General features: G+C 45.1%; 16 protein-coding genes, 3 tRNA genes and 2 pseudogenes. 13 read left to right on the forward strand and 8 right to left on the reverse strand.

Features of this window, described 5'->3' with window-relative positions:
• Positions 1-61: 61 nt before the first annotated feature.
• Complete coding sequence (locus RIM23_RS29905) at positions 62-2,431, reverse strand: hypothetical protein (RefSeq protein ID WP_446372040.1); 2,370 nt, start codon at positions 2,429-2,431, stop codon at positions 62-64.
• A gap of 9 nt (positions 2,432-2,440) precedes the next feature.
• Positions 2,441-2,953: pseudogene (locus RIM23_RS29910) on the reverse strand (RNA-guided endonuclease InsQ/TnpB family protein); the annotation flags it as partial.
• Here RIM23_RS29910 and RIM23_RS29915 point away from each other — a divergent pair.
• Positions 2,944-3,060: pseudogene (locus RIM23_RS29915) on the forward strand (transposase); the annotation flags it as partial. The pseudogenes RIM23_RS29910 and RIM23_RS29915 sit on opposite strands and share 10 nt — an antisense overlap.
• Positions 3,061-3,134: 74 nt before the next feature.
• Here the strand turns inward: RIM23_RS29915 and RIM23_RS29920 are convergent.
• A complete protein-coding gene (locus RIM23_RS29920; RefSeq protein WP_446372042.1) occupies positions 3,135-4,655 on the reverse strand; it encodes a hypothetical protein in 1,521 nt (506 codons plus the stop codon).
• A 214-nt stretch (positions 4,656-4,869) separates the two neighbouring features.
• Here RIM23_RS29920 and RIM23_RS29925 point away from each other — a divergent pair, with 214 nt between their 5' ends.
• From RIM23_RS29925 to RIM23_RS29960, 8 genes are all read left to right on the forward strand, one after another.
• Positions 4,870-5,316 carry an NADAR family protein gene (locus RIM23_RS29925; protein WP_446372044.1) on the forward strand — a complete coding sequence of 149 codons (447 nt, stop codon included), beginning with the start codon at positions 4,870-4,872 and terminating at the stop codon, positions 5,314-5,316.
• Positions 5,311-5,371 (forward strand) — tRNA-Ser (locus RIM23_RS29930). The genes RIM23_RS29925 and RIM23_RS29930 overlap by 6 nt, the downstream gene beginning before the upstream one ends.
• Positions 5,372-5,376: 5 nt before the next feature.
• Positions 5,377-5,451, forward strand: a tRNA-His gene (locus tag RIM23_RS29935).
• 7 nt (positions 5,452-5,458) lie between these two features.
• Positions 5,459-5,545 (forward strand) — tRNA-Ser (locus tag RIM23_RS29940).
• A 169-nt stretch (positions 5,546-5,714) separates the two neighbouring features.
• Positions 5,715-6,620 carry a Dam family site-specific DNA-(adenine-N6)-methyltransferase gene (locus tag RIM23_RS29945; RefSeq protein ID WP_446372046.1) on the forward strand — a complete coding sequence of 302 codons (906 nt, stop codon included), beginning with the start codon at positions 5,715-5,717 and terminating at the stop codon, positions 6,618-6,620.
• A gap of 4 nt (positions 6,621-6,624) precedes the next feature.
• The gene (locus RIM23_RS29950) at positions 6,625-7,095 is read left to right on the forward strand and encodes a hypothetical protein (protein ID WP_446372048.1); all 471 of its coding nucleotides are present in this window, start codon (positions 6,625-6,627) and stop codon (positions 7,093-7,095) included.
• Positions 7,096-7,261: 166 nt separating this feature from the next.
• Entirely contained in the window at positions 7,262-9,361 is a 2,100-nt protein-coding gene (locus tag RIM23_RS29955; protein ID WP_446372050.1) for an S-layer homology domain-containing protein, read from the forward strand.
• Between the two features lie 348 nt (positions 9,362-9,709).
• Positions 9,710-12,292 (forward strand): M1 family aminopeptidase, encoded by a 2,583-nt coding sequence (locus tag RIM23_RS29960; protein WP_446372052.1) that lies wholly within the window; start codon positions 9,710-9,712, stop codon positions 12,290-12,292.
• A 497-nt stretch (positions 12,293-12,789) separates the two neighbouring features.
• On the opposite strand, the gene RIM23_RS29965 is transcribed toward RIM23_RS29960, so the two are convergent.
• Positions 12,790-13,299 (reverse strand): TerB family tellurite resistance protein, encoded by a 510-nt coding sequence (locus tag RIM23_RS29965; RefSeq protein ID WP_446351074.1) that lies wholly within the window; start codon positions 13,297-13,299, stop codon positions 12,790-12,792.
• 189 nt (positions 13,300-13,488) lie between these two features.
• On the opposite strand from RIM23_RS29965, the gene RIM23_RS29970 reads away from it, so the two are divergent.
• Together RIM23_RS29970 and RIM23_RS29975 are read left to right on the forward strand one after the other, a co-directional pair.
• The gene (locus RIM23_RS29970) at positions 13,489-15,066 is read left to right on the forward strand and encodes a flavin-containing monooxygenase (protein WP_446355602.1); all 1,578 of its coding nucleotides are present in this window, start codon (positions 13,489-13,491) and stop codon (positions 15,064-15,066) included.
• Between the two features lie 129 nt (positions 15,067-15,195).
• Positions 15,196-16,071 (forward strand): class I SAM-dependent methyltransferase, encoded by an 876-nt coding sequence (locus tag RIM23_RS29975; RefSeq protein WP_446351076.1) that lies wholly within the window; start codon positions 15,196-15,198, stop codon positions 16,069-16,071.
• A 565-nt stretch (positions 16,072-16,636) separates the two neighbouring features.
• On the opposite strand, the gene RIM23_RS29980 is transcribed toward RIM23_RS29975, so the two are convergent.
• Entirely contained in the window at positions 16,637-17,185 is a 549-nt protein-coding gene (locus tag RIM23_RS29980) for a Uma2 family endonuclease (protein ID WP_446372054.1), read from the reverse strand.
• A 249-nt stretch (positions 17,186-17,434) separates the two neighbouring features.
• Between RIM23_RS29980 and RIM23_RS29985 the strand changes: the two genes are divergently transcribed.
• Positions 17,435-19,159, forward strand: coding sequence for an ABC1 kinase family protein (locus RIM23_RS29985; RefSeq protein ID WP_446372056.1), 1,725 nt, complete (start codon positions 17,435-17,437; stop codon positions 19,157-19,159).
• A gap of 216 nt (positions 19,160-19,375) precedes the next feature.
• On the opposite strand, the gene RIM23_RS29990 is transcribed toward RIM23_RS29985, so the two are convergent.
• A complete protein-coding gene (locus tag RIM23_RS29990; RefSeq protein WP_446372058.1) occupies positions 19,376-20,875 on the reverse strand; it encodes a glycosyltransferase in 1,500 nt (499 codons plus the stop codon).
• Positions 20,876-21,056: 181 nt separating this feature from the next.
• Between RIM23_RS29990 and galT the strand changes: the two genes are divergently transcribed.
• Positions 21,057-22,055: a galactose-1-phosphate uridylyltransferase gene (gene galT, locus RIM23_RS29995; protein ID WP_446355640.1), complete on the forward strand. Its 999-nt coding sequence runs from the start codon at positions 21,057-21,059 to the stop codon at positions 22,053-22,055.
• A 6-nt stretch (positions 22,056-22,061) separates the two neighbouring features.
• Here galT and RIM23_RS30000 read toward each other — a convergent pair whose 3' ends face one another.
• Both RIM23_RS30000 and RIM23_RS30005 read right to left on the reverse strand, forming a co-directional pair.
• On the reverse strand, positions 22,062-22,970 hold the full coding sequence (locus tag RIM23_RS30000; RefSeq protein WP_446372060.1) for an Rpn family recombination-promoting nuclease/putative transposase: 909 nt from the start codon (positions 22,968-22,970) through the stop codon (positions 22,062-22,064).
• A gap of 189 nt (positions 22,971-23,159) precedes the next feature.
• Complete coding sequence (locus RIM23_RS30005) at positions 23,160-25,307, reverse strand: tetratricopeptide repeat protein (RefSeq protein ID WP_446372062.1); 2,148 nt, start codon at positions 25,305-25,307, stop codon at positions 23,160-23,162.
• Positions 25,308-25,322: the final 15 nt, after the last annotated feature.

Below are 25,322 nucleotides of genomic sequence, written 5' to 3' on the forward strand. Positions count from 1 at the left end.
TAAGGGGGACGGAAGGGGGATCTATAAGGGGGACGGAAGGGGGATCTAAAATTGTTTGTGTCTATTCCCATTCTCGCCATTGGTTTGCCCAGTTTTGGAAAATGCCCAGAATTTGCTCCCGTCGCTGTTCAAAATTAGCGGCAATGCTAATAAAAATGATACCAGCGATTAAGCCAACGACCCATTTTGAAAAGGGATAGTCAAAACTCAAAACAACTAACTGGTAAAATACCGTTAGCACAAATGTTGCTGTGCCAACCATTAAAAATGCTCTGATTCGCAGTCCTAATCCAGCAAATATGGCAACCAGGCTAATTATTCCTGGAATGAGTCCAGTATTTTGAGGGAAAAAGAACGCGGCTAAACAAATGATGCTACTACCCAGTAAGCGGAGATAATGACGAGTTTGTCGTTTTCGGGAGAGTCTTAATTCTGGATCAATTTGGGCAATGTAGAGGCAAGAACCGCCAATTATGGCAGCATACCACAAGGGTTCAGTGAGCTGTTGATCGACTAAAACCCGCCAGATTGCCCAATCAACGAAAAATAGACTCAAATACGTCCAACGTAAATTAGACTGGCGGTTGGCAACCCAGGCATAAAAACCCGCAACTGCTAGTAAATTAATTGAAGATAGGGTTTGATAATTGAGACAAACTGTTAGCAGAGGAGATATTATGGCGTAATGTTGCCAAGGTTTATCGTTCCATCCCCAGCGTCGCCAGGGAAGTTGAAAAAGAGCGATCGCGAATAAACAAGCCATTACCCCTCTCCAGGGGTCAAATATACTCAACTGTGTCCATGTCAAACGTGCATAAACACCAGTGGCGGCGACTTCGGTTAATCCGGCGTATATCCAGAGGTTAGCAGATGAGGGAGATAACTGGCGTTGTTGTCCTCTGGTACGCCCCTGTAATAACGCATAGATAGCCAGTATCCAACTGATGGCAAGTCCGATTGTTCTCAGGTTTGGTGTGGTTAACACAGACATTCCCGCCGCTAGAACCATCAGGAAACTGGCAATTGCCCAGTGAATGTGGGCGGTGATTTTAATTTCAGTGATACTGAGGTTGAGAAATTGGGAACGATCGCGCGATCGCCAAAACCAAGCCAACACTCGATAAATAACCGCGATCGCAGTCGCCACAACTCCTAAAATAGTAAAGCCATCCCCTGGATTTCCCCCATCCGCTTGCAGCATCTGGTAAATTACCAGTTCATACCAGGCGATGGAAATACCCGCTAGGGAAAGATAGGTGATCCCTTTCCAGGAAAGACGGCGACGCCCTACGCCTATCCCGGTTAATGCCGCACCGAGAGTGAGTAACCCAGTATAGGGCGTGAAATACGTCCAACGTAAACTAATGCCAATTAGGGCATAAATTAAGGGTAAAATCTCCAGTGCATCCCTAGACGCGCCATGGCGCGTCTCTACGAGTTCGCCTGTGTCTCTCTCTAAACGGGCAAACCACCAATCTGTGAGGAATAGCGTTAAAAGTGCCAGGATAATGTTAGCGGTGGCTAGGGTTAAGGATGAACCATTTTGTAACACAATGGTATTCGCGATCGCTAATTCAATTGCCCAACTGATGCCATACACACCAACGTCAGTGAACGATCGCCAACAGCGAAAACAAATAGCACCGCCAATTAAAATTGAGGCGGTTAAGTATTGCCAACTTGATGGAATCAGTTCTATGTAACTCTGGGTAATGTGTAGCGTCAGAAATCCTAATTCTGTACCAGACAGGACAATTGCCCATACCTCAGAGGCTTGGGCGTACAAGGCGGCTAAATCACCAGACTGGGGAATTAAACTAGCCCGTAGCAGCCATAATCCGACAATTGCGATCGCGCCAACCAAATACCAATCGGCGACGGATAGGGGGGGTAATCCGGGAATTCCTTGCCAAAGCCATGCAGCCAAAAAACTGAGGGCAAATCCAATCGTAATCGCGGCGGCTACAGTTTGGCGTAAATAGCGGCTATTGAGGAACATTAAAACCGTAGCAATCCCTAAGCCTATCAGCCTACTCTGCGGTATGAATAGGGTTAGCCCTTGGGCAAGAAATAACGCGATCGCACTCCACGAAGCAGCCTGAATGCGCCGCGATCGCTGAGTAAGACTGGCAACTCCAGTTAAGGTTAATGGGGTGAGTAACCATAAAAGTCCCCAAGGGTGCGGGGGAAATCCCTCCCCAGCCAGTAAAACATAACTAATTCCAGCGAGGACAAAACCAATGTGCCAACAACTGCGATACCAGATTTGTTGGGGAACAGGAGATGGGGGATTTGCTTCTACGGTTTGCCCTTCCTGCCTTATACTTAGACTCCATTCTCCTACCATTAGCGCCAACAATAAACTTGCCCAGAGGGGTTCGCTGATAGTCCCAAACCATCCATCGATAAACGAACAGAGGGTTATTGACACTCCCACGGCTTAAAGCGCGTGGGATTCTACATTCATCGTCAGAACTTGCTCTACCAGGCTTGCGCCAAGTAGCGTAGAGGCTCCAACTCCTGTAGCGTTACTTCGGGATTGCCCATCCCTAGATTTTGCCTTGAGCAAAATATTGATAGCCGCATTCCAATCTCTTTGCAGAATCAACCCACACAAACAAACGTGAGTCCTGGTGCTAAGGGACTTTTTCACAATTACCTTACACTGACTACATTCCTGGCTTGTATACTGGGGTGGAACGGCAATAGCCAGTCTTCCCAACTTTTTAGCAAAGTGTTCTAACCACTGTCTGAACTGATACCAACTAGCATCAGCTATCGACTTTGCCAGACAGTGATTTTTGAGTAAATTTGCTACCCTTAAGTCTACATAGGCTACTAAGTCGTTAAACTTGCAAACGTGACGCGCCAGTCTCTTGGCGTGTTCGGTACGTTGCCTACTTACTCTTAAGTGTTTTCTGGAATATTGGCTCCTTGCCTTAATTCCCCCATTTAAAAAAGCTTCCAAGTATGTGGACTAGAAGCTTTTTTTGTTCAACGGCGGGAAATGTCAGTAGTGAGACGGTTAAGCGTTACATTGAAAATCAGAAGACCAGATAGTTTGGTCATCTGGAGTACCTCCGATGACCCGCCTTATATCCCACACCTAAAAGGATGTGGGATATAAGGCGTTTCTATAATCCGGCGATATGGGTAAGATAAACCAGAGGAGGGCGCAGAGGAGGGCGGCGATGGGTAACAATGGCAAGGGTTATGGTGGAGAGTAATAGATTGAGCGATCGCGTCGTCGGATTCAGGGTACTGATTACCGTTAACATCACACCCAATCCTAATGTGAGTCCTTCCCCAAAACGGGCTAATTTAGGGTTCGACTTACGATACAGCCAATCTGTCAAGCCCACCCAGAAAATAACGTAGGGAAACAGGGCGACACCCCACCAAGCTTCGACGACTAAACCAAACTGTTGAGAGAGGAATGTAATTACATCTTCTTGTACCGCCAACGGGATTAATCGCCATAGTAAAAACAGCGTTTGCAAACTAATAATAAAAATGGCAGCTAAATCCCGACGTCGCCGAGAATACTGTAAGCGCTGGGCGAAAAACCAAATCGCCAACCCACTAACCGCCGTAGCTTGCCAAGGAATTGCTTCTCCTACCGAAACCAACCAACCCATCAGCAATAACCCGCCGCCAATTCCATCCCAGAGTTTTGTACTAAAGGAGGAAACAGACTCTGGTGAGACGGCTGGAGGCTTTCCCTGTCGCGCCAACAACCAACCACAGATTCCCATCGCCAAACCAAGTTGGGCAATTGGCACATTTATCACGAAAATCGCCCGTCCTAACAACACCGTTAGGGCATAAATCACCACTAAACTGCCTGTAGGGGCATGATTAGGCACAGATGGGGAAGCGCGGGGGATTGCAAAGGTGGAGGGGAGGAAAATTGCGGTTCCGATGACGCCTAAATAAACAGCGACTAATGGAACCTCTGCCCAATTCCAACCCCAGTGTAGATAACTCAACCATAAAATTAGAGAAGCGCGGGAGGTAAGGCGGAATGAGTTGGTTTGGATAGATTGATTGATAACCGTAATCCCGGTTAGGCTTAAAGCCGCAACACCAACAACAATCCATTCCCAGGGATGACGCCATAACCCAAAGCTATCCATTGCCCAAAAATTAACCGGGACTAAAAGTAGGGAAATCAGTTGCAAGGTTTGAGAGGTTAACTTTAAGTTAGAACGCTTTCCCGCCCAAAGGCTAATGCCCCAAAAGACAACGGTATATGCCCATAACACACCATACTGTCCCGCTGGGGGAAAAGTCTGCCATTGAGTTGCGGCGAGGACACCGGAAGAGACAACAACCAGAAAGACACCCAGAAACAGCAGCCAGCGTACACTCAATTCTTCTTGCCATGACTGCCAGACGCCGGATAAGGGTGACACCGTAGGAACGGGTTCCTCTACCTGAGTTTTCACCTTCGGGGGAGAGGTAACTTGAGGACGAGATGGAAGCGGCGCAATCTCTGGTTGAGGTACGCGACAAGACAGAGAGATTCGACTTAATTGCTTAACTTGGGCATCGCTGATTAAACCCAAGCGCAACCAGGTTTCTAGACCTTCGAGTAAGTTGGGATTGGAGATAGAAACAGTAAGTTCAATTCTCAGAGAACGTGGCGAGGACATAGTTTTCGGGGGTTCGTTCGTAGTAGGCACGAAGCGTGCCAGAAGAAGCGCTAAAGCGCTTACTACAAACAGATTAATTCATCCTAGCATCAGAAGAATGTGCGATCGCGCCTTGCGTGTCCTGACTTCTAAGAGCTTACATACTTAGTACGAGAGGGCGATCGCAAAATTACAAATATTGGACTAAAATAGTACAAAAATACCAATTTAAAGTATGCCTGTCTACTTCTACAGCACCCGCGAAAAACCCTACGGTTGCTTTTCCAACTTCTCTCACCATGGTTTCGAGTTAGATGGTTATTGGTGGGCAACGAGTGAACATTACTTCCAGGCACAGAAATTCGTCGATACAGATCATCCTTGGTTCGACAAAATCCGCGAGGTAAAAACACCCAAGGAAGCTGCCAAAATGGGCAGAAGTCGGGAACATCCTCTCCGTAGCGATTGGGAACAAGTCAAGGATGAAATCATGAAGCGGGGAGTATTGCAAAAGTTTAAAACAAATGCCGAGATCCGCGAGATACTTTTGGCGACAGGAGATGAGTTAATTGTGGAGAATTCTCCCATAGATTACTACTGGGGGTGCGGTAAAGATAGCAGTGGTCAAAATAGATTGGGACAGATTTTAGGGGAAGTGCGGGAGATATTGCGTCAAGGATAGGGAGAACGCCTGTTTTGCACACAGGAGGTTGCGGGTTCGACCCCCGCCAGATCCATGATGGTGTCTGAAGCCAAAGCGGTCGCGGCGCTTGTTTGTGGAACAAGTCAATAGCGGGTTCAAGTCCCGTCAGACACCCTTGAATGGAAGATGCCGGTGAATGGACGGCAAGCGGTCTTGAAAACCGTGGTACGGCAGCGATGTCGTAGGGGTTCAATTCCTCCATCTTCCTCTATCCACCGGAAGCCGAAAAGTGAGGCGCTGTGCTGATAACACAGAGGTAGAAGGGGCAGTACCTTCCCGGTGGATTTTAATCCCTCTGCCAGTGGTAAACTTAATTAGTATAGAGATAGGTATAAATTACTGCTGCAGTGTACTTACGCATTTATCCTTAGATTAAGATGGCTAATCTTCCGCATCCAATCCAGTATCAGGGAAGTAAAAGGAATCTTGCCTCAGACATTCTCAGGTTTCTGCCTAAGAACATAGGAAGGTTAGTAGAGCCATTTTCAGGAACTGCTGCGATTAGTATCGCTGCTGCGGCACGGCAGGTTAGTCAAAATTTTTGGATTAATGATTTGAATCGACCTTTAATTAAGTTACTAGAGTTGATTGTTGAACAGCCTACTCAAATAGCAGATTTCTATACAAAAATATGGAATGAGCAACATGGGAACTCGGTAGAACACTATTATAAGATTAGAGATGAATTTAATAAAACATCTGACCCTTTGTTGTTCCTCTATCTGCTCTCCCGATGTGTAAAAGGTTCTGTCCGATACAATAGCCATGGTTTATTTAATCAAAGCCCAGATAAGCGCAGGAAAGGTACCCGCCCTGAAAAAATGCGACAGAATATTGAAGGAGTTTCTCATTTGCTAAAAAATAAATGTTTCTTTACGGCTCTCGATTATAAAGATGTTTTAGCCAAGGTTGACAATACTGATTTTGTCTACATGGACCCTCCCTACCAAGGAGTATGTGGGAATAGAGACTCTAGATACTGCTCTGGGATTAGTTTTGATGAGTTTGTTTCCGCTATTGAAGTATTAAACAGAAAAGCAATAAAATTTGCAATTAGTTACGATGGTAAACGAGGTAGTAAAATATTTGGTAATAAACTACCGGAATATCTGGGTCTTAAGAAAATTCAAATCGAGGTGGGACGTTCATCGCAGGCAACACTTTTAGGCAAACAGGAAATAACAGTAGAGTCACTATATTTGTCACCCACTTTACTCGGAGATTGCTCACCCGAAGTAGAAAATTATATTCTTGGATTTCCTAAGCAATTGACTCTTCTATAGCAACATGGATAATTCTCAACAGTTACCTGACGATTTTATAAAAATTTGTCAGTCAGTAACAGCCAAAAGACCTAGAGCGGTTATTGATCACATTATGCAGTATGGCTTTGTAACAACTGAAGAACTCAAAGAAACTTATGGTTATAATCATCCTCCTAGAGCAGCTAGAGATGTCCGAGAGCTAGGAATACCATTAAAAACTTTTCGGGTTACAGGAAGTGATGGTAGGAAAATAGCAGCTTATAAGTTTGGAGATATCAGTAATGTTAGATTTTCTAGGGTTTCGGGTAGAACCGGGTTAATATTGCGATGCGACATGCGACAAGTCAGAAGACTTGACCTTCTTTGGCAAGGGGATGAGATAGACATCTATGAAAGACTAAAGCAACAAGCTATCAAATTGGATAAAGAGATTCCAGAGTTTGTTAAAGAAATTATTGAAAAAGAGCTTAGACGCCATAGCGATTCATATTAGTACATTTGCTCTTAATGGTGTAAAATCTGAGTCGAGGTAACTTCCAGTAGCTAGATTTCACCCTAATGAAGGATGATTTTTGCCCTGAGTTGAGCCTAGGCTGGGAAACATTCACCATTATCTCAAGTCAATACTCTCATTATTGTTTCGATAGAAAGATTAGATTATGGCTCAAACTCTTTACGTTAATCCGGCTACTGGAAACGATGGCGCGGCGGGTGACCAATCTGCTCCCTGGAAAACCCTGTCCAAAGCCCTGCAACAAGCCCAAGCCGATACAACCATCCAACTGGCGGCGGGAACCTATAATGCGACTAGCGGCGAGATTTTCCCACTGCAAGTCCCATCTGGGGTCAAACTGGTAGGCAATGAAGGGAATAAAGGCAGTGGTATTGTAATTGAAGGGAATGGCGAGTATATTAGCCCCACACTGGCTAAACAAAATATAACCCTTTTACTGGAAGATACAACAGAAGTGCGCGGTGTCACGGTGACGAATAAAGCCACGCGAGGCACAGGGATTTGGATTGAATCGACTGATCCGACTATAACCAACTGTACCTTTACTCAATGTAATCGGGAAGGTGTTTTAGCCACAGGAACAGCCAAACCTAACGTTGTCAATAATAACTTCATTGATAATGGTGGTAATGGCATCTCCTTTACCAAAAATGCTCAAGGTGAAATTAAAAATAATAGTTGCAAAAAAGCAGGGTACGGTATTAGCATTGATGGTAATGCGACGCCGCGAGTTGTAGATAATATCATTTCTCAAAACCGCTTCGGAGTGGGAGTTTCTGTAGATGCTAAACCTATCCTGCGAAATAACCGGATTGAAGATAATGAAGAATACGGTATAGCCGTGACAGGCAATGCCGAACCCGACTTAGGTAGCAAAGAAGAACCAGGTAATAATATTTTTCGCAACAACGGCAAATTCGCCATTCTCAACTCCAGCAAGAATACCCTGGTTTCTTGGGGAAATCAGTTGACGAGTAATCAAGTGAGTGGCTCCGTTAAAATTGAGGGCAGCATCGTCGGTGATAACGGTGATAACGGTGATAGCGGTGGAAATGGTGGTAATGGAGATTCACCACCGGATAGCTTCTCCGATATTCAAAATCACTGGGCAAAACCCTTTATTCAAGGATTACTTGATAAAGGATTAATTAGCGGCTTTAAAGATGGTACATTTAAGCCCGATGACAAAATGACCCGCGCTCAATATGCGGCACTATTAGTGAAAGCCTTTAATCCCTCGGCTAAACGGGATGGGATAAATTTCACAGATGTTGCCGCTGATTTCTGGGCAAAGGATGTGATACAACAGGCTTATCGCGGCGAATTCCTATCTGGTTTTCCAAAAAATAGCTTTAAACCCAATGATAATGTGCAACGGGCGCAAGTGATTGTTTCGTTGGTTAATGGATTGGGGTTATCGGCAAGTGATGGGACAGTGTTGAGTACCTATAGCGATCGCGACGCTATTCCAGATTATGCCAAAGATGAAGTCAACACGGCAACAAAGAAGAAAATGGTGGTGAGTTATCCCAAGACGGAACAACTTAACCCGACAAAAGATGCTACCCGCGCTGAGGTGGCGGCGATGGTGTATCAGGCGCTGGTTGATGCGAATCAGGTGAGTGAAGTTAACTCAGACTATATTGTTAGCGTCAATCCCGATGATAAAATCTTCCCCGATATCCAAAACCACTGGGCAAAGCCGTTTATTGAAGGATTACTCAACAAAGGCTTAATTAGCGGGTTTGGTGATGGTACATTTAAACCCAATGAAAAAATGACCCGCGCCCAATATGCGGCATTATTGGTTAAAGCCTTTGACCCTGAACCCAAACGGGAAGCCAAGAACTTTCTGGATGTTAGTGACAAGTCTTGGGCAAAGGATGTGATTCAAAAAGCCTATCGCGGCGAATTTCTGTCTGGTTATCCCGGTGATATGTTCCGCCAGGGAGATAATGTAGAACGGGTTCAGGTTTTGGTGTCTTTGGTGAATGGATTAGGATTATCAGAATCCGATGATAATGCCTTAAATGTTTACGAGGATAGCGATGATATTCCTGACTATGGTAAGGAGGAAGTAGTCACAGCAACGAAAAAACAAATTGTGGTGAATCACCCTGATGTCAAAAAACTCAATCCAACCAAAGCGGCTACTCGTGGGGAGGTGGCGGCTATGGTTTATCAAGCATTAGTGGATGAGAATAAAGTGAGTGTGATTGATTCGGATTACATTGTTTCCGCTTAAAAGGGGAACGTATTAACCCATCATTTATGTAGAGACGCGCCATGGCGCGTCTCTACAATGGTGCCGAACGTCCTAATCGATGTGTCTATTGCTATATAAGGTAGGGTAAATGATAGACGCTCCCGTGAATAGTGGTGGGTTACGGCGGATATTTCATTAAATAGTTATTGTCCTGAGAAAAACACCGCCTAACCCACCCTACGAAAACTTATTTTTTGAGCCATGATTGCTTAAGATTAAGAGAGTTCCCCGTTAGAACCTTAATTCGCATTGACCGACAGAAGGGGAGACAAGCTAACCTGGAAGGAAGAGATCCTTGTAGTTGTTCTGTTAACGTTTGACACATTCATGGCACAGTCTTATTTTGATTCGGATCAAAACGGTCACAAGTCCTTTGAATTACCCGGTGCTAGACCCCACTATAACCCCGATCGCCCGGGACAAGTTAATCATATTTTCCTGGATTTGGTCTTGGATATCCCCAAGCAGCGCTTAGAAGGGAATTGTACCATTACCCTAACGCCAGTGCGGAATGATATCCGTCAGTTTGTCCTGGATGCGGTGAACCTGACGATTGAATCGGTGCAGATTGATGGTGAATCTCAACCCTTTGACTGTGACGGGGAACAACTACAGATCCAGCTTCGCAACCCGACTGAAGCGGGGAAAGAGGTAAAAATCGCGATCGCGTACCATGTTGAACATCCGCAACGGGGTATCTATTTCATTACTCCCAGCCAAGATTACCCCAACAAACCCACCCAGGTGTGGACACAGGGCGAAGATGAAGACTCCCGCTTCTGGTTCCCCTGTTTCGATTATCCGGGTCAATTAGCGAGTTCTGAACTGCGTGTCACGGTTCCTAAACCCCTAATCGCCATATCCAACGGGGAACTGATTGGAACTCAAGAAGAGGGCGATCGCACAACCTATCACTGGTTACAAAACCATGTTCATCCTACCTATTTGATGACTCTGGCGGTAGGGGACTTTGCCGAAATTCGTGATCAATGGCAAGGAAAACCTGTTACCTATTATGTCGAAAAAGGACGCGAAGAGGATGGGCGGCGCAGTATGGGGAAAACGCCCCAGATGATGGAATTCTTTAGTCATGTCTTTGGCTATCCCTATCCTTATCCTAAATACGCCCAAGTCTGTGTTGATGACTTTATCTTTGGTGGGATGGAAAACACCTCCACCACCCTACTTACGGATCGCTGCTTACTCGATGAACGGGCGGCGCTTGATAGTCTGCGTACCGAAAGCTTAGTCGCCCACGAATTAGCACATCAATGGTTTGGTGACTTGGTGGTGATCAAGCATTGGTCTCATGCTTGGATTAAGGAAGGAATGGCATCCTATACGGAAGTTCTGTGGACTGAACAGGAGTATGGGAAAGATGATGCGGCGTATTACCTACTTAATGAAGCCCGCACCTACATACACGAAGACACCTCCCGCTATCGCCGCCCGATTGTTACCCATATTTATCGAGAAGCCATTGAATTGTATGACCGCCACCTTTATGAAAAAGGGGCTTGTGTTTATCATATAATCCGGGCAGAATTGGGGGATGAGTTATTCTGGAAGACGATTCAAACCTTTGTCCAAGATAATGCTCATAATACCGTAGAAACTGTTGATCTATTACGGGCAATTGAGAAAGCTACGGGTCGAAATCTTCTATTTCTGTTCGATCAATATGTCTTCCGAGGGGGTCATCCCGACTATAAAGTTAGCTACACCTGGGACGCTGACAGCCAGTTGGCGAAAGTCACGGTTGTGCAAACTCAAGTGAAAGAGAGTCAAAATGGTAGCAAGAATGAGCGATTTGACCTGAAAATTCCCATCGCCTTTGGTTACACTGATGCTGATTCCCCTCTGAAAACGTTTAAGGTTCGCATTCATGAACGGGAACAGAGTTTCTATTTCCCCTTGGAGAAAAAGCCCCAGTTTATTAGTTTTGATGCGGGGAACAATTACTTAAAAACGGTGACTCTAGAGTATCCGTTAGCCGAACTAAAAGCCCAACTTAAATTTGACCCTGACCCCGTTTCCCGGATTTACGCCGCCCAAGCGTTAGTGAAGAAGGGGGGATTAGAAGTGGTTCAAGCGTTAGCAGAAGCCCTAACAGATGATCCCTTCTGGGGTGTGCGTGTGGAAGTCGCCAAACAATTAGCAAAAGTCAAACTAGATCAAGCCTCTGTTGCTTTAGTTGCTGGATTGCAGGATAAAGATGCACGGGTGCGGCGATCCGTGGTTGAAGCCTTGAGTCAGGTGAAAACGGTAGAAAGTTATGAAGCTTTAAAGCATCTGTTAGAAGGGGGAGATGCTAGCTATTACGTGGAAGCATCGGCGGCGAAGGTGCTGGGTAAACTGGCGTCTGGGAGTATGAAAGATAAAGCAGATGAGGTGCTGCAACTTTTGACAACGATCCTGAATGAACGTGCGGGTTGGAATGAAGTGGTGCGTTCGGGTGCGATCGCGGGATTGAGTCAGATGAAGTCTTCACCCCAGGCGCTAGATCTAATTATGGAGTACACTAAGCCCGGTATTCCTCAACCCTTGCGATTGGCGTCAATTCGGGCTTTAGGTACGATTTCCACGGGTCAAACCCCGAATAAGCTAGAGGAGATAGTGGAGGCGTTAGAGGCGTTATCTGGGGAATCGTTCTTCCTGACTCAAGTGGCTGTGGTTTCTGCTTTAGCCCAAATGGAGACTGTTAAAGCGATTGGGGTTTTGCGATCGCTGTGTGATCAAACACCGGATGGGCGTGTGCGTCGGCGGGCGGAAGAGGCGATGCAAACGGTGCAGAAGCAGGTGGGTTCAGACAAAGCGATTAAACAGCTACGCGAAGAACTTGACCAGATTAAGCAAGAAAATCAGGAACTTAAAAGCCGCCTAGAAAGCCTAGAAGCGAAATCGTCTTGATTTGTCATTGGTCAACGGTAGGGGCGCATAGACGTGCGCCCTCTCATCTTGTCGTCATTGTTTGGGAGTTAGGGGTGAATTCGATGATTTTATCGGGAAACGCAGAGGGTCGCAGAGGGTAGCGCAGAGGTTCGCAGAGGGGAAATTGCTTGCGTTTTGGGTGGGGTGCGATCGCGTTTGTTTTTTGAATGCTGAAAATCTTCTTCAGGAGACGATAACTGGGATGGGTTTATCAAAGCGCGTTGGCGGAGCCTGTTCCGAAGAGAATGTATCGCATTCACATTTTTGACTGGTTCTGATGCTTTAACTGATGCCTAAACCTTGTCCTTGCTTAGGACAATGAGCGCTATTCAGGTGTTTATCATTTGCCCTTAGTGAAGGGCGGGCGACCCAAGTAAATTGAGTGTGCCAGCGGGTCGCCCCTACAGGATAATTAAAAATAATACAATTATCCCTTTCTTTGCTAGAAACGTTACATCCAACGTCTGTACAAACCTCTAGTCATGCACGGGACTGCCATCAGGGAACAATAACTGAATACGTTGTTGTTTCAGACGTTCTTCTTCGGCACACAGTTTTTCAATTTCTTCTACTACGTCTTCAGCAATCCCTAGAGCCGCAGCCGCTTGACGGACAACCTTTTTTTCTTTGTCGTGATAAACGCCATCAGCTGCAGAAACTTTAATCGTAAAGTAGATTACAGCTTGGCGAGATTTATTGGTTGTCTGAGTTTGAGAAAGTACCTCTACTATATCTTCATTTGCCGGATAGGTTTCTAATTCTTGCAGTAGCTCTTCTCGGTATCCACAAGCCGCCGCCCGACCCAGCGCCCACTGTCTTTCTTCATTCGTCAGTGTCCCGTCGCCATTAGCGGCAATGAGTTGAGCCTTGAGAAAAGTGGCATGTACTTCTACTGGAGGAATCTCTTCAGGCTGCCAACCCCAGACATCCTGGTAGTACCAATTCACTGTCCGTTGACGAGCGGCATCAATTTGGTTTGTCGTCATAGTTTCTTTTTTCCTTTCAACGCTAAACTATCGATTTTAACTTTCTCTCAATATCCTCCCAGACAATCACGCTTTTTTTTATTTAAAAAAATTATTAGTAAAAGATTATTTAATAATTTTTTTCTATACAAAAAACTGGATAGAAATTCTAATATAAGGTATATTGTATATTTAATTCCTAAAAATTATATGTTAGATTGCATTGTGATTGGAGCCGGACCCGGAGGTCTAGTGACAACCAAGGAATTACTCGAACAAGGGGTGCGCGACGTTGTCTGTTTAGAGCAAGCCGAGGATGTAGGCGGCGTTTTTGCGAAAACCTACGACAGTTTAGTTCTAACCTCGTCTTGCACCTATAGTATGTTTTCCGACTTCTGGATTGGTGATGGAAAACAGCACGAATTCTGGACAAAGAATGAAGCGGTTGACTATTGGAAACGATATGCCAAACAGTTTGGTGTGTTAGAGAAAATTCGGTTCAACGCCAAAGTTGTAGCCCTGGCGGAGCAGGAAGAAAACCAAGGATGGCACGTTCAATTGGCATCTGGAGAGACTTTAGTTTCAAAACGAGTGGCATTGGCGATTGGTAACAATAGTATCCCGAATTATCCAAAATGGAAAGAATTCTTAACGGAGGTAGAATTTTCCCATTCCCAAGACTATCATAATGCTGAGGGCTTTGCGGGCAAAAATATATTAGTCGTTGGCGGCGGTGAATCCGGTTCAGATGTAGCCTTAGAACTATCTCGTGTCGCCCAGAATTGCTGGGTTAGTCTACGCCATTCAACCGGGTTTGTTGTACCTCGCCATAGAAATAATCGCGCCAACGACATCGCTAGCAATCGGGGCATATACGGCTTACCCAGAGACTATGGACATACCTTGAGTAAAATTATCCTGCGACAGTGGTTAAGTTACAACAATCCCGTTGATCAAACTGCCGTTACCCTGAATCAGAAAGTTAAGTGCAGAAACGGAGTGTGGGGAACATACGGAACTAAAACATTCGCCTTACCCAAGGCAATTGTGGAGCATGGGTGTGATGTCGTTGGTGAAATAACCACGGTAAAAGATGGTGGCAGAACCTTGCTCACGGCTGATGGGAAAACTCTGCAAAATTTAGATGCGGTAGTATTTTCTACGGGCTACAAAAACTATGTACCTTTCCTTCCCGATGAACTGAAGCAAACTGACCCCCGGAGCCTTTACAAACATATATTTCATCCCCAGTATCGAGACAAAATCGCTTGGATTGGCTGGGCACGTCCGGGGTTCGGAAGTCAGTTTCCGATTATGGAAATGCAAGCCAGATTGTTTGCTTTGATTTGTACTGGGGAAAAAACGCTTCCGGCGGCGGAAATGGAGCAAATAGCATCGATAGATCGAGAGAACTATTTAAACCAGTTTGAACATAATGCCCTTCGCATCCGCAGCTTAGTTGATTATCATAGTTACATGGATGATCTGGCTGATATAATCGGTTGCAAACCTCCATTGTGGAACTACTTTTTCTTACAGCCTCGCCTCTGGCTGCGTATTGTTTATGGTGCTACCAATGCAACGCAATTTCGTTTACGAGGTCCCGGTGATAAGAAAGCGTTGGCTCAAGAAATAATTGCCAAGTTACCCGTCGGTTCCTTCAATTACTTTTTCCTTGCTGGTCTCAAAGGTCGCGTGATGTATGGGTTCAATGCTATCGTTAAAGGGGGAACCCAATTCTGGCAAAAAATCAGAATTGGACAAGGGAAAGCCAATGCATTGCGATAAGGAGTGGAAAGGATCTGTTTGTTTCAAGCCGCTTCATCCCTATGCCTATAGTCTAGCCAGGACAAATGTGTTTTCTTGCCTATGCCGAACCCAGGTTAATATATTTACTCCTATTACAGGAGTTTGTAGATGTCTGTTTTTGTTACTGATAATTACCCAATGATGGTCAACTTTGCGGAAGGAGATATTGCAAAATTGATGCGTAAAGGTCATCCTCAAATTGCTGAAGGTGACACCTACATCATGAGACTGGTTAAACAACATTGCCAACGCCTAGAACCACCCGTTCGTCTGCTTGATGTTGGCTGTGGTACTGGCTATTTTGCGTCAAGGTTGCTCAAGCAGTTCTCGGAAATCGAACTGATCGCGGCAGAAGCAGAACCTGATATTGTGGTTAAATTAGAACGTCGTCTCGCTAACACTAATGCTAAAGTATTCAACTGTCCCTTTGAAGAGTGGAACGAACCCGTAGATATAATCCTCTCTTGGGGCGCTCACCACCATTTGCCGTCAAACTATTTAATTCACGCCAAGCAGGTGCTAAAAAAAGATGGCGTTTTCATTGTCGGGGATGAATTTTGCCCAGATTACTGCGATGAAACTGATGCAGTACGGATTGCTAACGCTGAACTTATCTACATCGCGAATGGGTATATTTTGACAACGGCGGCTGAGGTAGAAAATTATAAACGTTCAGGGGAGATTCCGCCTGTGGCATTGGAATTTGAACGGCGTCGGCAACAGGCACTCTGGATTTGGTATAGGTATGTTGTTGACTACGCCATGGAAAGGAATTGTATTGAAGTCGCAATCGACGAACTCCGAGCAACGTATAATGACCTAATGACGGGTTCTGGCGATGAACACAAAATGTCCCCACGGATTGCTGAACAAGAATTCAAACTTGGCGGTTGGCGGCAACTCTCCAAAAAGTCTTTGGGTTCTGCTAATGCACCGGAATTCCAAAGCTTTGTTGTCTATGAGCTAGAGCATCAGTGGGCGTAACCCCGGTTCGCGATCGCAACCAGTCAAAAGCCGACTCACTTAGCTAGTGATTGATCAATTGCTGTAATACATAAGGGGTTTTATATCCAGAAACTGTAGGGGAAAAAGATGTGCGCCCTCCGAATAATGCTGCATCAGGATAATTGAACCCTGAACATCACCTGAACTGGAGGATAACTCGAATGGGTTTATCTTGGCGCGTTGGCGGAGCCTGTTCCGAAGAGAATGTATCGCATTCACATTTTTGACTGGTTCTGATGCTCGCTTCTGATTGAGATACATTGTTCAAGGCTAGGACAATGAGCGCTATTCAGGTGTTTATTATTTTCCCTGGCGTCTTGGGCGACCCGAGGCAATTTAGTGGACTCCGTTGTTGATTTGTACCAGCGGGTCGCCCCTACAGGAGCATTAAACGGAATTCAATTATCCTTGCTAATACTATTGCTTGGTCTTGTATCTGTCTCCAAATCGACCCTATAGGCTGGCACATTTTCCCATTATGAAGTAAGTCTCCCACAAAACCATGGCATTTGTCAACACTGAAATAGAAAATATTTGAGTCATTCTAGGCTAATAGTTCATCAACGGTTATACTGAAACCGGGTAAAACAGTTTGTGTACTTACCACTTCCCCAGAAGTAAACACCAATCTCTGGTTGTGAGTGGCGATAATAATCCAACTGCTTTCTGGAAAGACTAACCAAACTTCCTCACCTCCTGATTGTAAATATTCTTGGGCTTTGATAATCACATCTTCAGCTAAATCAGTGGGGGAAACGATTTCTGAACTCAGGGGAAAACTTTGGGGGAGGACTTTCGCATCACCATATTGGGTAACGAGTTCTGGGGGAAGATAGGCGACATCGGGACAACGCCCTTGTTTATTGGTGCGACAAGGTGCTTCTGTATAGATTTCTCCACCTAGTTCACTGGAGTCTTTATGGGTTCTCCAGTAAGAGGAAAGTTTGGATTGAATTCGACTATGTTTGAGTGTCATGCCATTTTTTTGGATTAATTCTCCATTGACCCATTCTGTACTATTTGGGGGATTTTCAATCCAGTCGTCTAGGGAGATGGGTTTGGTGTGAGTTGCGGGAATTGTTGAGGTGATCATTGTTTGAGAGTTAGGGGTGAATTCGGTAATGTTTATAGGGTAACGCTCCAGGACGCAGAGGGTAGCGCTCCAGGACGCAGAGGGGAAATTGCTTGCGTTTTGGGTGGGGTGCGATCGCGTTGGCTTATTTTTGGTTCAATTTCCTTGTTGTGGTCTGGACTAAGTAGGATCACTTAGAATATACTTAACAAAACGATAAAAAAATAAATAAACTTTTCTAGTTCGTTACGTGAGAGGCTATAAGTCGCTGTGAGTCAGCAATACATTGAAGTTGATTATCTTGAAGCCGAGCAGATTAAACCCCGACGACGCTATGATCCCGACGCGATCGCAGCTAAATACCGCTATCGCCCTTGGGTGGTTCTCTGGCGGGCGTTAAGGATTATCTGGAACTTTGTGCAGTTTATTCTTGGTCTCAAGTGGGACGAGTGGCGTAACCAAGTTGAGCGGAATCGGTTTAAACGCGCTACTCAACTGCGACAGATCCTGACTCGCCTTGGTCCGACGTTTATTAAAGTGGGACAAGCTTTATCCACGCGCCCGGATTTAGTTCGCAAAGATTTTTTAGAAGAATTGATTAAGCTACAAGACCAACTCCCGCCCTTTGACAATGAAACCGCCTTCGCGATTATCGAGTCAGAGTTAGATCGTCCGGTGAGTGAAGTCTATCGCCAAATTTCTTCAGATCCAATCGCTGCGGCAAGTCTCGGTCAAGTTTATCATGCTTATCTCCATACCGGGGAAGAGGTAGCAGTTAAAGTTCAGCGTCCTAACCTACTTAAGTTACTCACGCTGGATCTGTATTTAATGCGGAAGTCAGCCGGTTGGTTATCCCGATGGCTCCCCCTAAATTTGGGTCATGATTTGACGTTGATTGTCGATGAATTTGGCATTAAGTTGTTTGAAGAAATTGATTATGTCAACGAAGGTCGCCATGCAGAACTATTTGCCAGTAACTTCCGCGATGATCCCAGTGTTAAAGTGCCGACCATTTATTGGATGTACAGTAACCATCGGCTTTTAACCTTAGAGTGGATTAATGGGTGTAAGTTAACCGATACGAAAAGTCTTTGCACGGCTGGACTTGATGCTGACCAAATTATTCAAACTGGCGTCATAGCGGGTTTGCGTCAACTCTTAGAACACGGCTTTTTCCACGCTGATCCCCATCCCGGTAACTTGTTTGCTATGCCCGATGGTCGCATGGCTTACATTGACTTTGGCATGATGGATCAGTTGGAGGAAGAAACGAAAGAAACTATCGTAAGTGCGGTTATTGATTTAATCAATAAGGATTATGTTGAGTTAGCGAAAAAGTTTGTCATACTGGGCTTTTTAACACCGGAGACAGATATCACACCGATTATTCCCGCCATAGAACGAGTGCTGGGAGATGCGGTGGGTCAAAGTGTACGGGACTTCAATTTTAAAACGATTACGGATAGTTTTTCCGAGTTAATGTTTGACTATCCGTTCCGAGTTCCAGCCAAGTTTGCCCTAATTATTCGGTCGTTGGTGACTCAGGAAGGGTTGGCGTTAACCCTGAATCCAGATTTCAAAATCGTTGAGGTGTCTTATCCTTACATCGCCAAACGTCTACTCAAAGGTGAGTCGCCAGCCATGCGGCGGCGGTTAATTGAGGTGTTGTTTAAGGATGGTAGATTCCAATGGCAACGGTTGGAGAATATGATTGCGATCGCGCGATCTGATGACAAGTTTGATTTGCTACCCACAGCTCAACTGGGATTACAATATTTGCTATCTGAAGAAGGGCAGTTTCTGCGGCGTCAGGTATTGTTGGCGTTAACCGAAGATGACCGATTGCACACTGAAGAGGTGCAACGCCTCTGGAATTTGGTCAAAGATGACTTGAAACCGGGACGGTTATTTAATGTGGCGTTAAGTTCTCTGGGTACTATTTCCACAGAGAGAATTGCCGCGATTCTACCTCTAGCGGCGATGATTGGTGATTAGAGCGGAACAAGAAATGATTTCAAAGTCCCCCTAAATAAGGGGGATATAAACTTTGAACACTACTCATATCAAGTTGCAGTTCTTAATAGTAGTTTTTCTCCCCCAAGGGCGGGTTTAGTTTAGTTATTGGTTTGTGCCGAAATGTTATCAATAAAACCCGCCCCTACAGCTCGGCTTCATCGAATTTTTAGCACCCAAGCGCAACTATGAAACTGGCTATTTGCTAAAGTAGAGTTGACTCAATTGAGCCAACGAAACATCATTTTCCGGTTGGGGATTACCTAAGAACGGATGAATCGGGAGTCGCGGTACTAGACGATTGGTTTTGGGTGACGATAAAATCTGCTCAATTTGGTTTAAATAGCCTTGAGCCGTACTCTCCCAAGTATAGTGATTTAATACCAGTTGCTGAGTACGTTGAGAAAAACTCTGCCATTCGGGTTGATTACAGATTAACCGCTCCAATCCTCGCGCCATATCCGCCGGATCATCGGGGTCAATAAAAACGCCATAGTCTTGATTGTCTGTATGCAAGCTTTCTGTAATTCCCCCATTCTGGGTAACGACGACCGGTAATCCAGCGGCGGCGGCTTCTAAGGGCGCTAAACCAAAGGGTTCAAACAGAGAGGGTAGGGCAAATACCGAGCGGCGCTGGGCTAAAAAGCGATAGGTTGCGGCTAGGGCGGGTTGATCGGGGACGCAAAAGGCGCTAATTTTGCCCCATAAGTTATGGTCATTCACCACTTCCCGGATTGGTGATATTACCTTTTGTTCTGTTTGTTCATCCTTCACCTTCTCGTGTAGGGGATTATCCAACCCCGCCGTAATTAACACAATATTGGCTCGTTCTTGCAAGGTTGGACTGTAAGCAAAAGCTTGGACAAGTCCCAAGAGGTTCTTTTTGGGATCTAATCGACTCGATGCCAAAATCACGGGTAAATCGCGCCGCGACTCAGCAAGATCCCGCGCTAATTTATCTTTAACTAACTGGTATGTAGCATCTTCGTTGGGGGAGCGAACCTCAGCACTAAACATAGCGGGGTCTACTCCCGGTGGAATGACCGCAAAGCGAGCATCATTATGGACATCAACGGCGTCTTGATAAGCCGGATGACTATATTGGTTGAAGCGTTCTTGGCGAGTGTTGGTAATGTTGAGTGCCGAGTGATTCATGCTGAGGCGTTCGACTACTAGGCGGCGTCCAAAGAAGTAATACTCGTTCATTTGTGCCAAATTTTCTGGCGTCACGTTTAATTTGTCCATCTTCTGGGCGCCAAGGGAATGGGCGGTAAACGTGAAGGGTACGCCTGTTTGGTCTTCAATTAATAGACCCGCGAGTCCCCCATCTGCATAGTGGGCGGTCATGATGTCCGGAATTTCCCCCTGTTCTTGATAAAATTTCAGAATATTGGGCACCCAATCTCGAACCAGATGAGTCCAGAGTAACTCTTTGCGTAAAAATTCCTGGGGTCCGGCGGGTAAGCGGACAATCCGGACATTTTCTACACCGGGATACGCATCAAAGGGTTCAGCAAACCCCTCCCACTCTGGATCGATGATTTGACGGGTGAGAATATCAACCCTGTGTCCCTGCGCCGCGATCGCGAGGGCGACTTGCTTGACGTAAACCAGTTGACCACCAAAATCGGGATGTTCTGTAATATACCTATCATCTGGGTCAAAGTTGCCCTGGGGGTTAAGAAAGCCGATGTACATTGTCTGAATGATGAATAGTGAATGATGGACGCAACGGATGAGTTGACATCAGACAAATGAGGTCTGAATGATGAAAGATAGACGAAATGGATGAGTTGACATCAGACAAAATTCCGCTCAGAACGACTATCGATAACTATAGGACAACGATTATTAAAGTACATTATAGGGTCTAGATAGTATGCAATCCGGACAAATCCGACTCAACAAGGTAACGCAAGAATGGGTGATTTATGCACCTAGTCGCCGTAAGCGTCCCCAGGATTTTCAGCAAAAGAGTCGCCAAAAACCATCTTTAGGTATTAAACCCCAAGATTGTCCCTTTTGTCCCGGCAATGAACATAAATCTGAGTCGATTGTTCTGGAGATGCCCAGCCGACACCACAAAGGTTGGCAAACAAGGGTCGTACTGAATAAGTTTCCGGCATTAATTCCCAGTGAAGATAGAGCTCGATCTCAGAAAGGGATTTATTTAATGATACCTGGTTATGGTCAACATGAAGTGATTATTGAAAGTCCTGATCACTATCAAGATATTGCCACAATGTCAATTGAGGACGTAGAAACTGTGATTGAGACCTATCACAAGCGCTACGTCTCACTCATGCAAGTCCATAAAAACATGATGGCAATTATTTTTCGCAATCATGGGATGAAAGCGGGTGCATCGTTGAGTCATCCTCATTCTCAAATGATTGTCACAGGTATGGTTCCTCAAAACATCCGTTGGCGAGAACAAGAAGCCCAGCGATACTATGATCAATGGCAACGGTGTGTGTATTGCGATATTTTAGAGTTTGAACGGCATCACGGCAGACGAGTGATTGCCGAAAATGAATCGTTTCTGGCTTTTGTGCCTTTTGCCGCTGATGTACCTTTTGAAATTTGGATTATGCCAAAAGAACATGAGGCAGATTTTGGTAGTATCTCCGCTATAGAAAAAGCACATTTTGCTTTAATTCTCCAAAATGTCCTGACTCGCTTATACAAAAAGCTAAATGACCCTGATTATAATTATGTTATTAATACCGCTGCCCGTTACAAAGCAGAAGAACCGCAGGTTCACTGGTATTGCCAAATTAGCCCTCGGCTAACTACCCCAGCCGGATTTGAACTCGGTTCTGGAATTAGTATCAATCCTTCTTTACCCGAAATTGATGCCGATTTTTTGAATTCTTAATTAGTTCTACAAATTCTCAGACTCTTTCTCGCGCAGTTCTCGAACGGCTTCCATACTTAATCCCGTTGTTAGCGCGATCGCTTCGTCATCCAGTAGGGTAAGTAGCTTTTTAGCAATAGCCCGTTGTTCTTCTTTTTTACCTTCTTGACGACCTTCTTGACGACCTTCTTTTTTACCTTCTTGACGACCTTCTTCACGACCTTCTTCACGACCTAGAGCAACCGCTCCTTGCTGATCATAAATAAACATTTCTCGACGCTCCAAATCTTCTAGTTCTTCGAGGGTTAGGTTGGCTTGATTGGCAATTTCAAAGGCGCGGTGGAGTTCCGGAATATTGTCCATATTTGTGGGAACTTCATCGAGCGATCGCGCTGATTTGATAAAGTAAATCCATTTATCAGTAATCGTTTCTAGTTCTTCAATTTCTTTGGTAAATTTGGGTAATTCAACAAAAATCAGTTCAATGTCGTTTTCGGGATAAACATAGCCATCGGATACTTCTCGATAAACGAAGCGGGAGGTAAACTGATGGCGACCAGGGAACATCTCAAAATCAGTCAGGGTTAGAGCAATGACTGGTTTAAGCATTCGGTAGCCTTCTCCTTTTTGCAGTTGAAAGGCATAGGTTTTGGCGGCGTTGAACAAGACTCTCTTCCCAAAGGATTGCACATTCAGCACTTGCATTTCAATGATCACCAGTGTGCCGTTTTTCAGTTTAGCTTTGACATCAAGGTAAGTATCTTTTAATCCCTCAACTTTCGGTGGTAAGTTGGGATTGATGATTTCTAAATCTTCAATGGTAGAGTTGCCGTTATAAATCAAGGCATTGAGAAAACTAATTAAAATGTCTTTGCTTTCAGCGGAACCAAATATTTTCTTGAAGGCGTAATCAGTTTTGGGATTTATAAATCTCATCGTTTTGCTCAAAACATGAGGTTTTAACTATTGATTATACACTAAAAACTTATCTAATCCTTCACAAGTAGGTCGGTAGCCATAAGTTTACCTATATTAAGTTTTGTAAATAGCTCTCAAACCCTTACATAAACGCAGCTAGATTCTCAAGGGAGCGAGTTACTCACCGTTAACTGTAATTGTCCCCACCTACTTATTTGCTTGTTCAAAACTCGCGATGGCTTCGTCTTCTCTGCCTAAATTCCGTAAGGCTAACCCGCGATTATTCCACGCTTCTGGATAGTCTGGTTTTAATTCTAATGCCTGATCAAAGGAAAGAATGGCTTCGTCTTCTCGTCCTAAATTCCTTAACGCTAACCCGCGATTGTTCCAGGCTTGGGCATAATCAGATTTTAATTCAATTGCTTGTTCAAAACAAACCATTGCTTCTTCATACCGCATTAAATTATCTAAGGCTAAGCCGCGATTATTCCAGGTTTCTGGGTTATCTGGCTGATGATCTAAGGCGTGGCTGAAACTGATTAAAGCTTCCTGATGACGTCCTAACTGGATTAGGGTAACTCCGTGATGATTCCAGGTTTGGGGATGATCAGATTGTAGAGCTAAGGCTTTATCATAACTCTCTAAGGCGTCTTGGTAGCGTCCGACGCTTTCTAGGGCAATCCCTCGATTCGCCCAGGCTTCAGCAAAATTTGGTTGAATGGCTAAGGCTTGATCATAACTCGCGATCGCAGCTTCCCAGCGCCCTTCATTTAATAATAGATTGCCTCGATTTACCCAGGCGGGGTAAAGTTTCGGTTGGAGTTCTAGGGCGTTATCAAAGGTGGTAATGGCAGCTTCTGGGCGGTCTAAATGCATTAGGATTAACCCTTTATTATACCACGCCTGGAAATAGTCCGGTTTGAGGGTAATTGCCCGATCAAAACTGTTAATCGCTTCCTCTAAGCGTTCCAACTGACACAAAACCGTTCCCCGATGTTTCCAAGCCTCCGGGCGATCAGGGTAGGATTCAACCACGCGATCCAAACAGGCGATCGCCTCTTGGGGACGTTCTAACTGCATTAAGGCAGTACCTTGAATATACCAAGCATCTACATAGTCGGGTTGAATTGTCGTCGCTTGCTGACAATTAGCGATCGCGTCTGCTAAATGCCCTAGTTGAAATAACATAGAACCCCGATAAAACCAGGCTTGGGCATAGTCGGGTTTTAGGGTTGTCGCTTTATCCAAACAGGCGATCGCGGCGTTGGGTTGTTCTCCCTGCATCAGCGCCATTCCCTGCATGTACCACGCCTCAGCATAATCAGGATTGAAATAGGTAGCATTCTGGCAACTCGAAACCGCTTCCCGATACCGTCCCAAATTATATAATGCACTGCCCCGATTGCCCCAGGCGGCGTAATCATCGGGTTTAAGCTGCAAAGTTTGATCATAAGACGCGATCGCATCCTCTAAACGTCCTAAGCTAAATAGGGCATTACCGCGATGAAACCAAGCTTCTGGGTAATTGGGTTGTAATTTAGTTGCCTTTTCGCAGCTTGTCAAGGCTTCGGCATAGCGAGTTAAATGAAACAGAACCAATCCCAGATTGTTCCATGCTTCTGGGGCATTTGGTTTTAATGTAACCGCTTTCTCATAACTCGCTAAAGCGTCTTCTAAACGTTCTAGTCGATACAACGTATTCCCTTGCTGAAACCACACCTCGTAATCATTGGGCTGTAGCGAAACCGCTTGTTGCCAACTGTCTAACGCCTCAGTATAACGGTTTAAATTAAACAGTACCCAACCTTTATTTTTCCAAGCGTCCAGATAATGAGGATTTAAACTTATGGCTTGGTTAAAGCTAGCCAAAGCCTCCTCTTTCCGTCCCCCATTCATCAACACCAACCCTTGCATATACCAGGCTTGCACGTAATCCGGTTGACAGCTAGTTGCTTGTTTGCAACTAGCTAAAGCCTCCTCATACTGTCCCAAGTTATACAGCGTACTTGCCCGATTTCCCCAAGCTACTGCCAAATCAGGATTAAATTGCGTCGCTTGGTTATAGCTCACTAAAGCGTCCTCTAGGCGTCCTAATTTAAACAGGATATTTCCTTTATTAAACCAGGCTTCTGAGTAATCTGGTTTCAACGTAATCGCCTTCTCATAGTGCGTCAACGCCGCGTCAAACCATCCCAAATGAAACAAAGTATTTCCCCAATGGAACCACACCTCCGGCATATCGGGGTGTAATTGGGCAGCCTGATCAAAACTCGCGATCGATTCCCCGTAGCGCCCAATCTTAAAGTATTCAATTCCCTGCTGCAACCACTGATTAGCTAAATATGCATTTGTCATTTGTCATTTGTCATT

This window comes from Coleofasciculus sp. G3-WIS-01 (assembly GCF_040223135.1).
In the GTDB taxonomy this organism is placed as follows: Bacteria; Cyanobacteriota; Cyanobacteriia; order Cyanobacteriales; family Coleofasciculaceae; genus Coleofasciculus.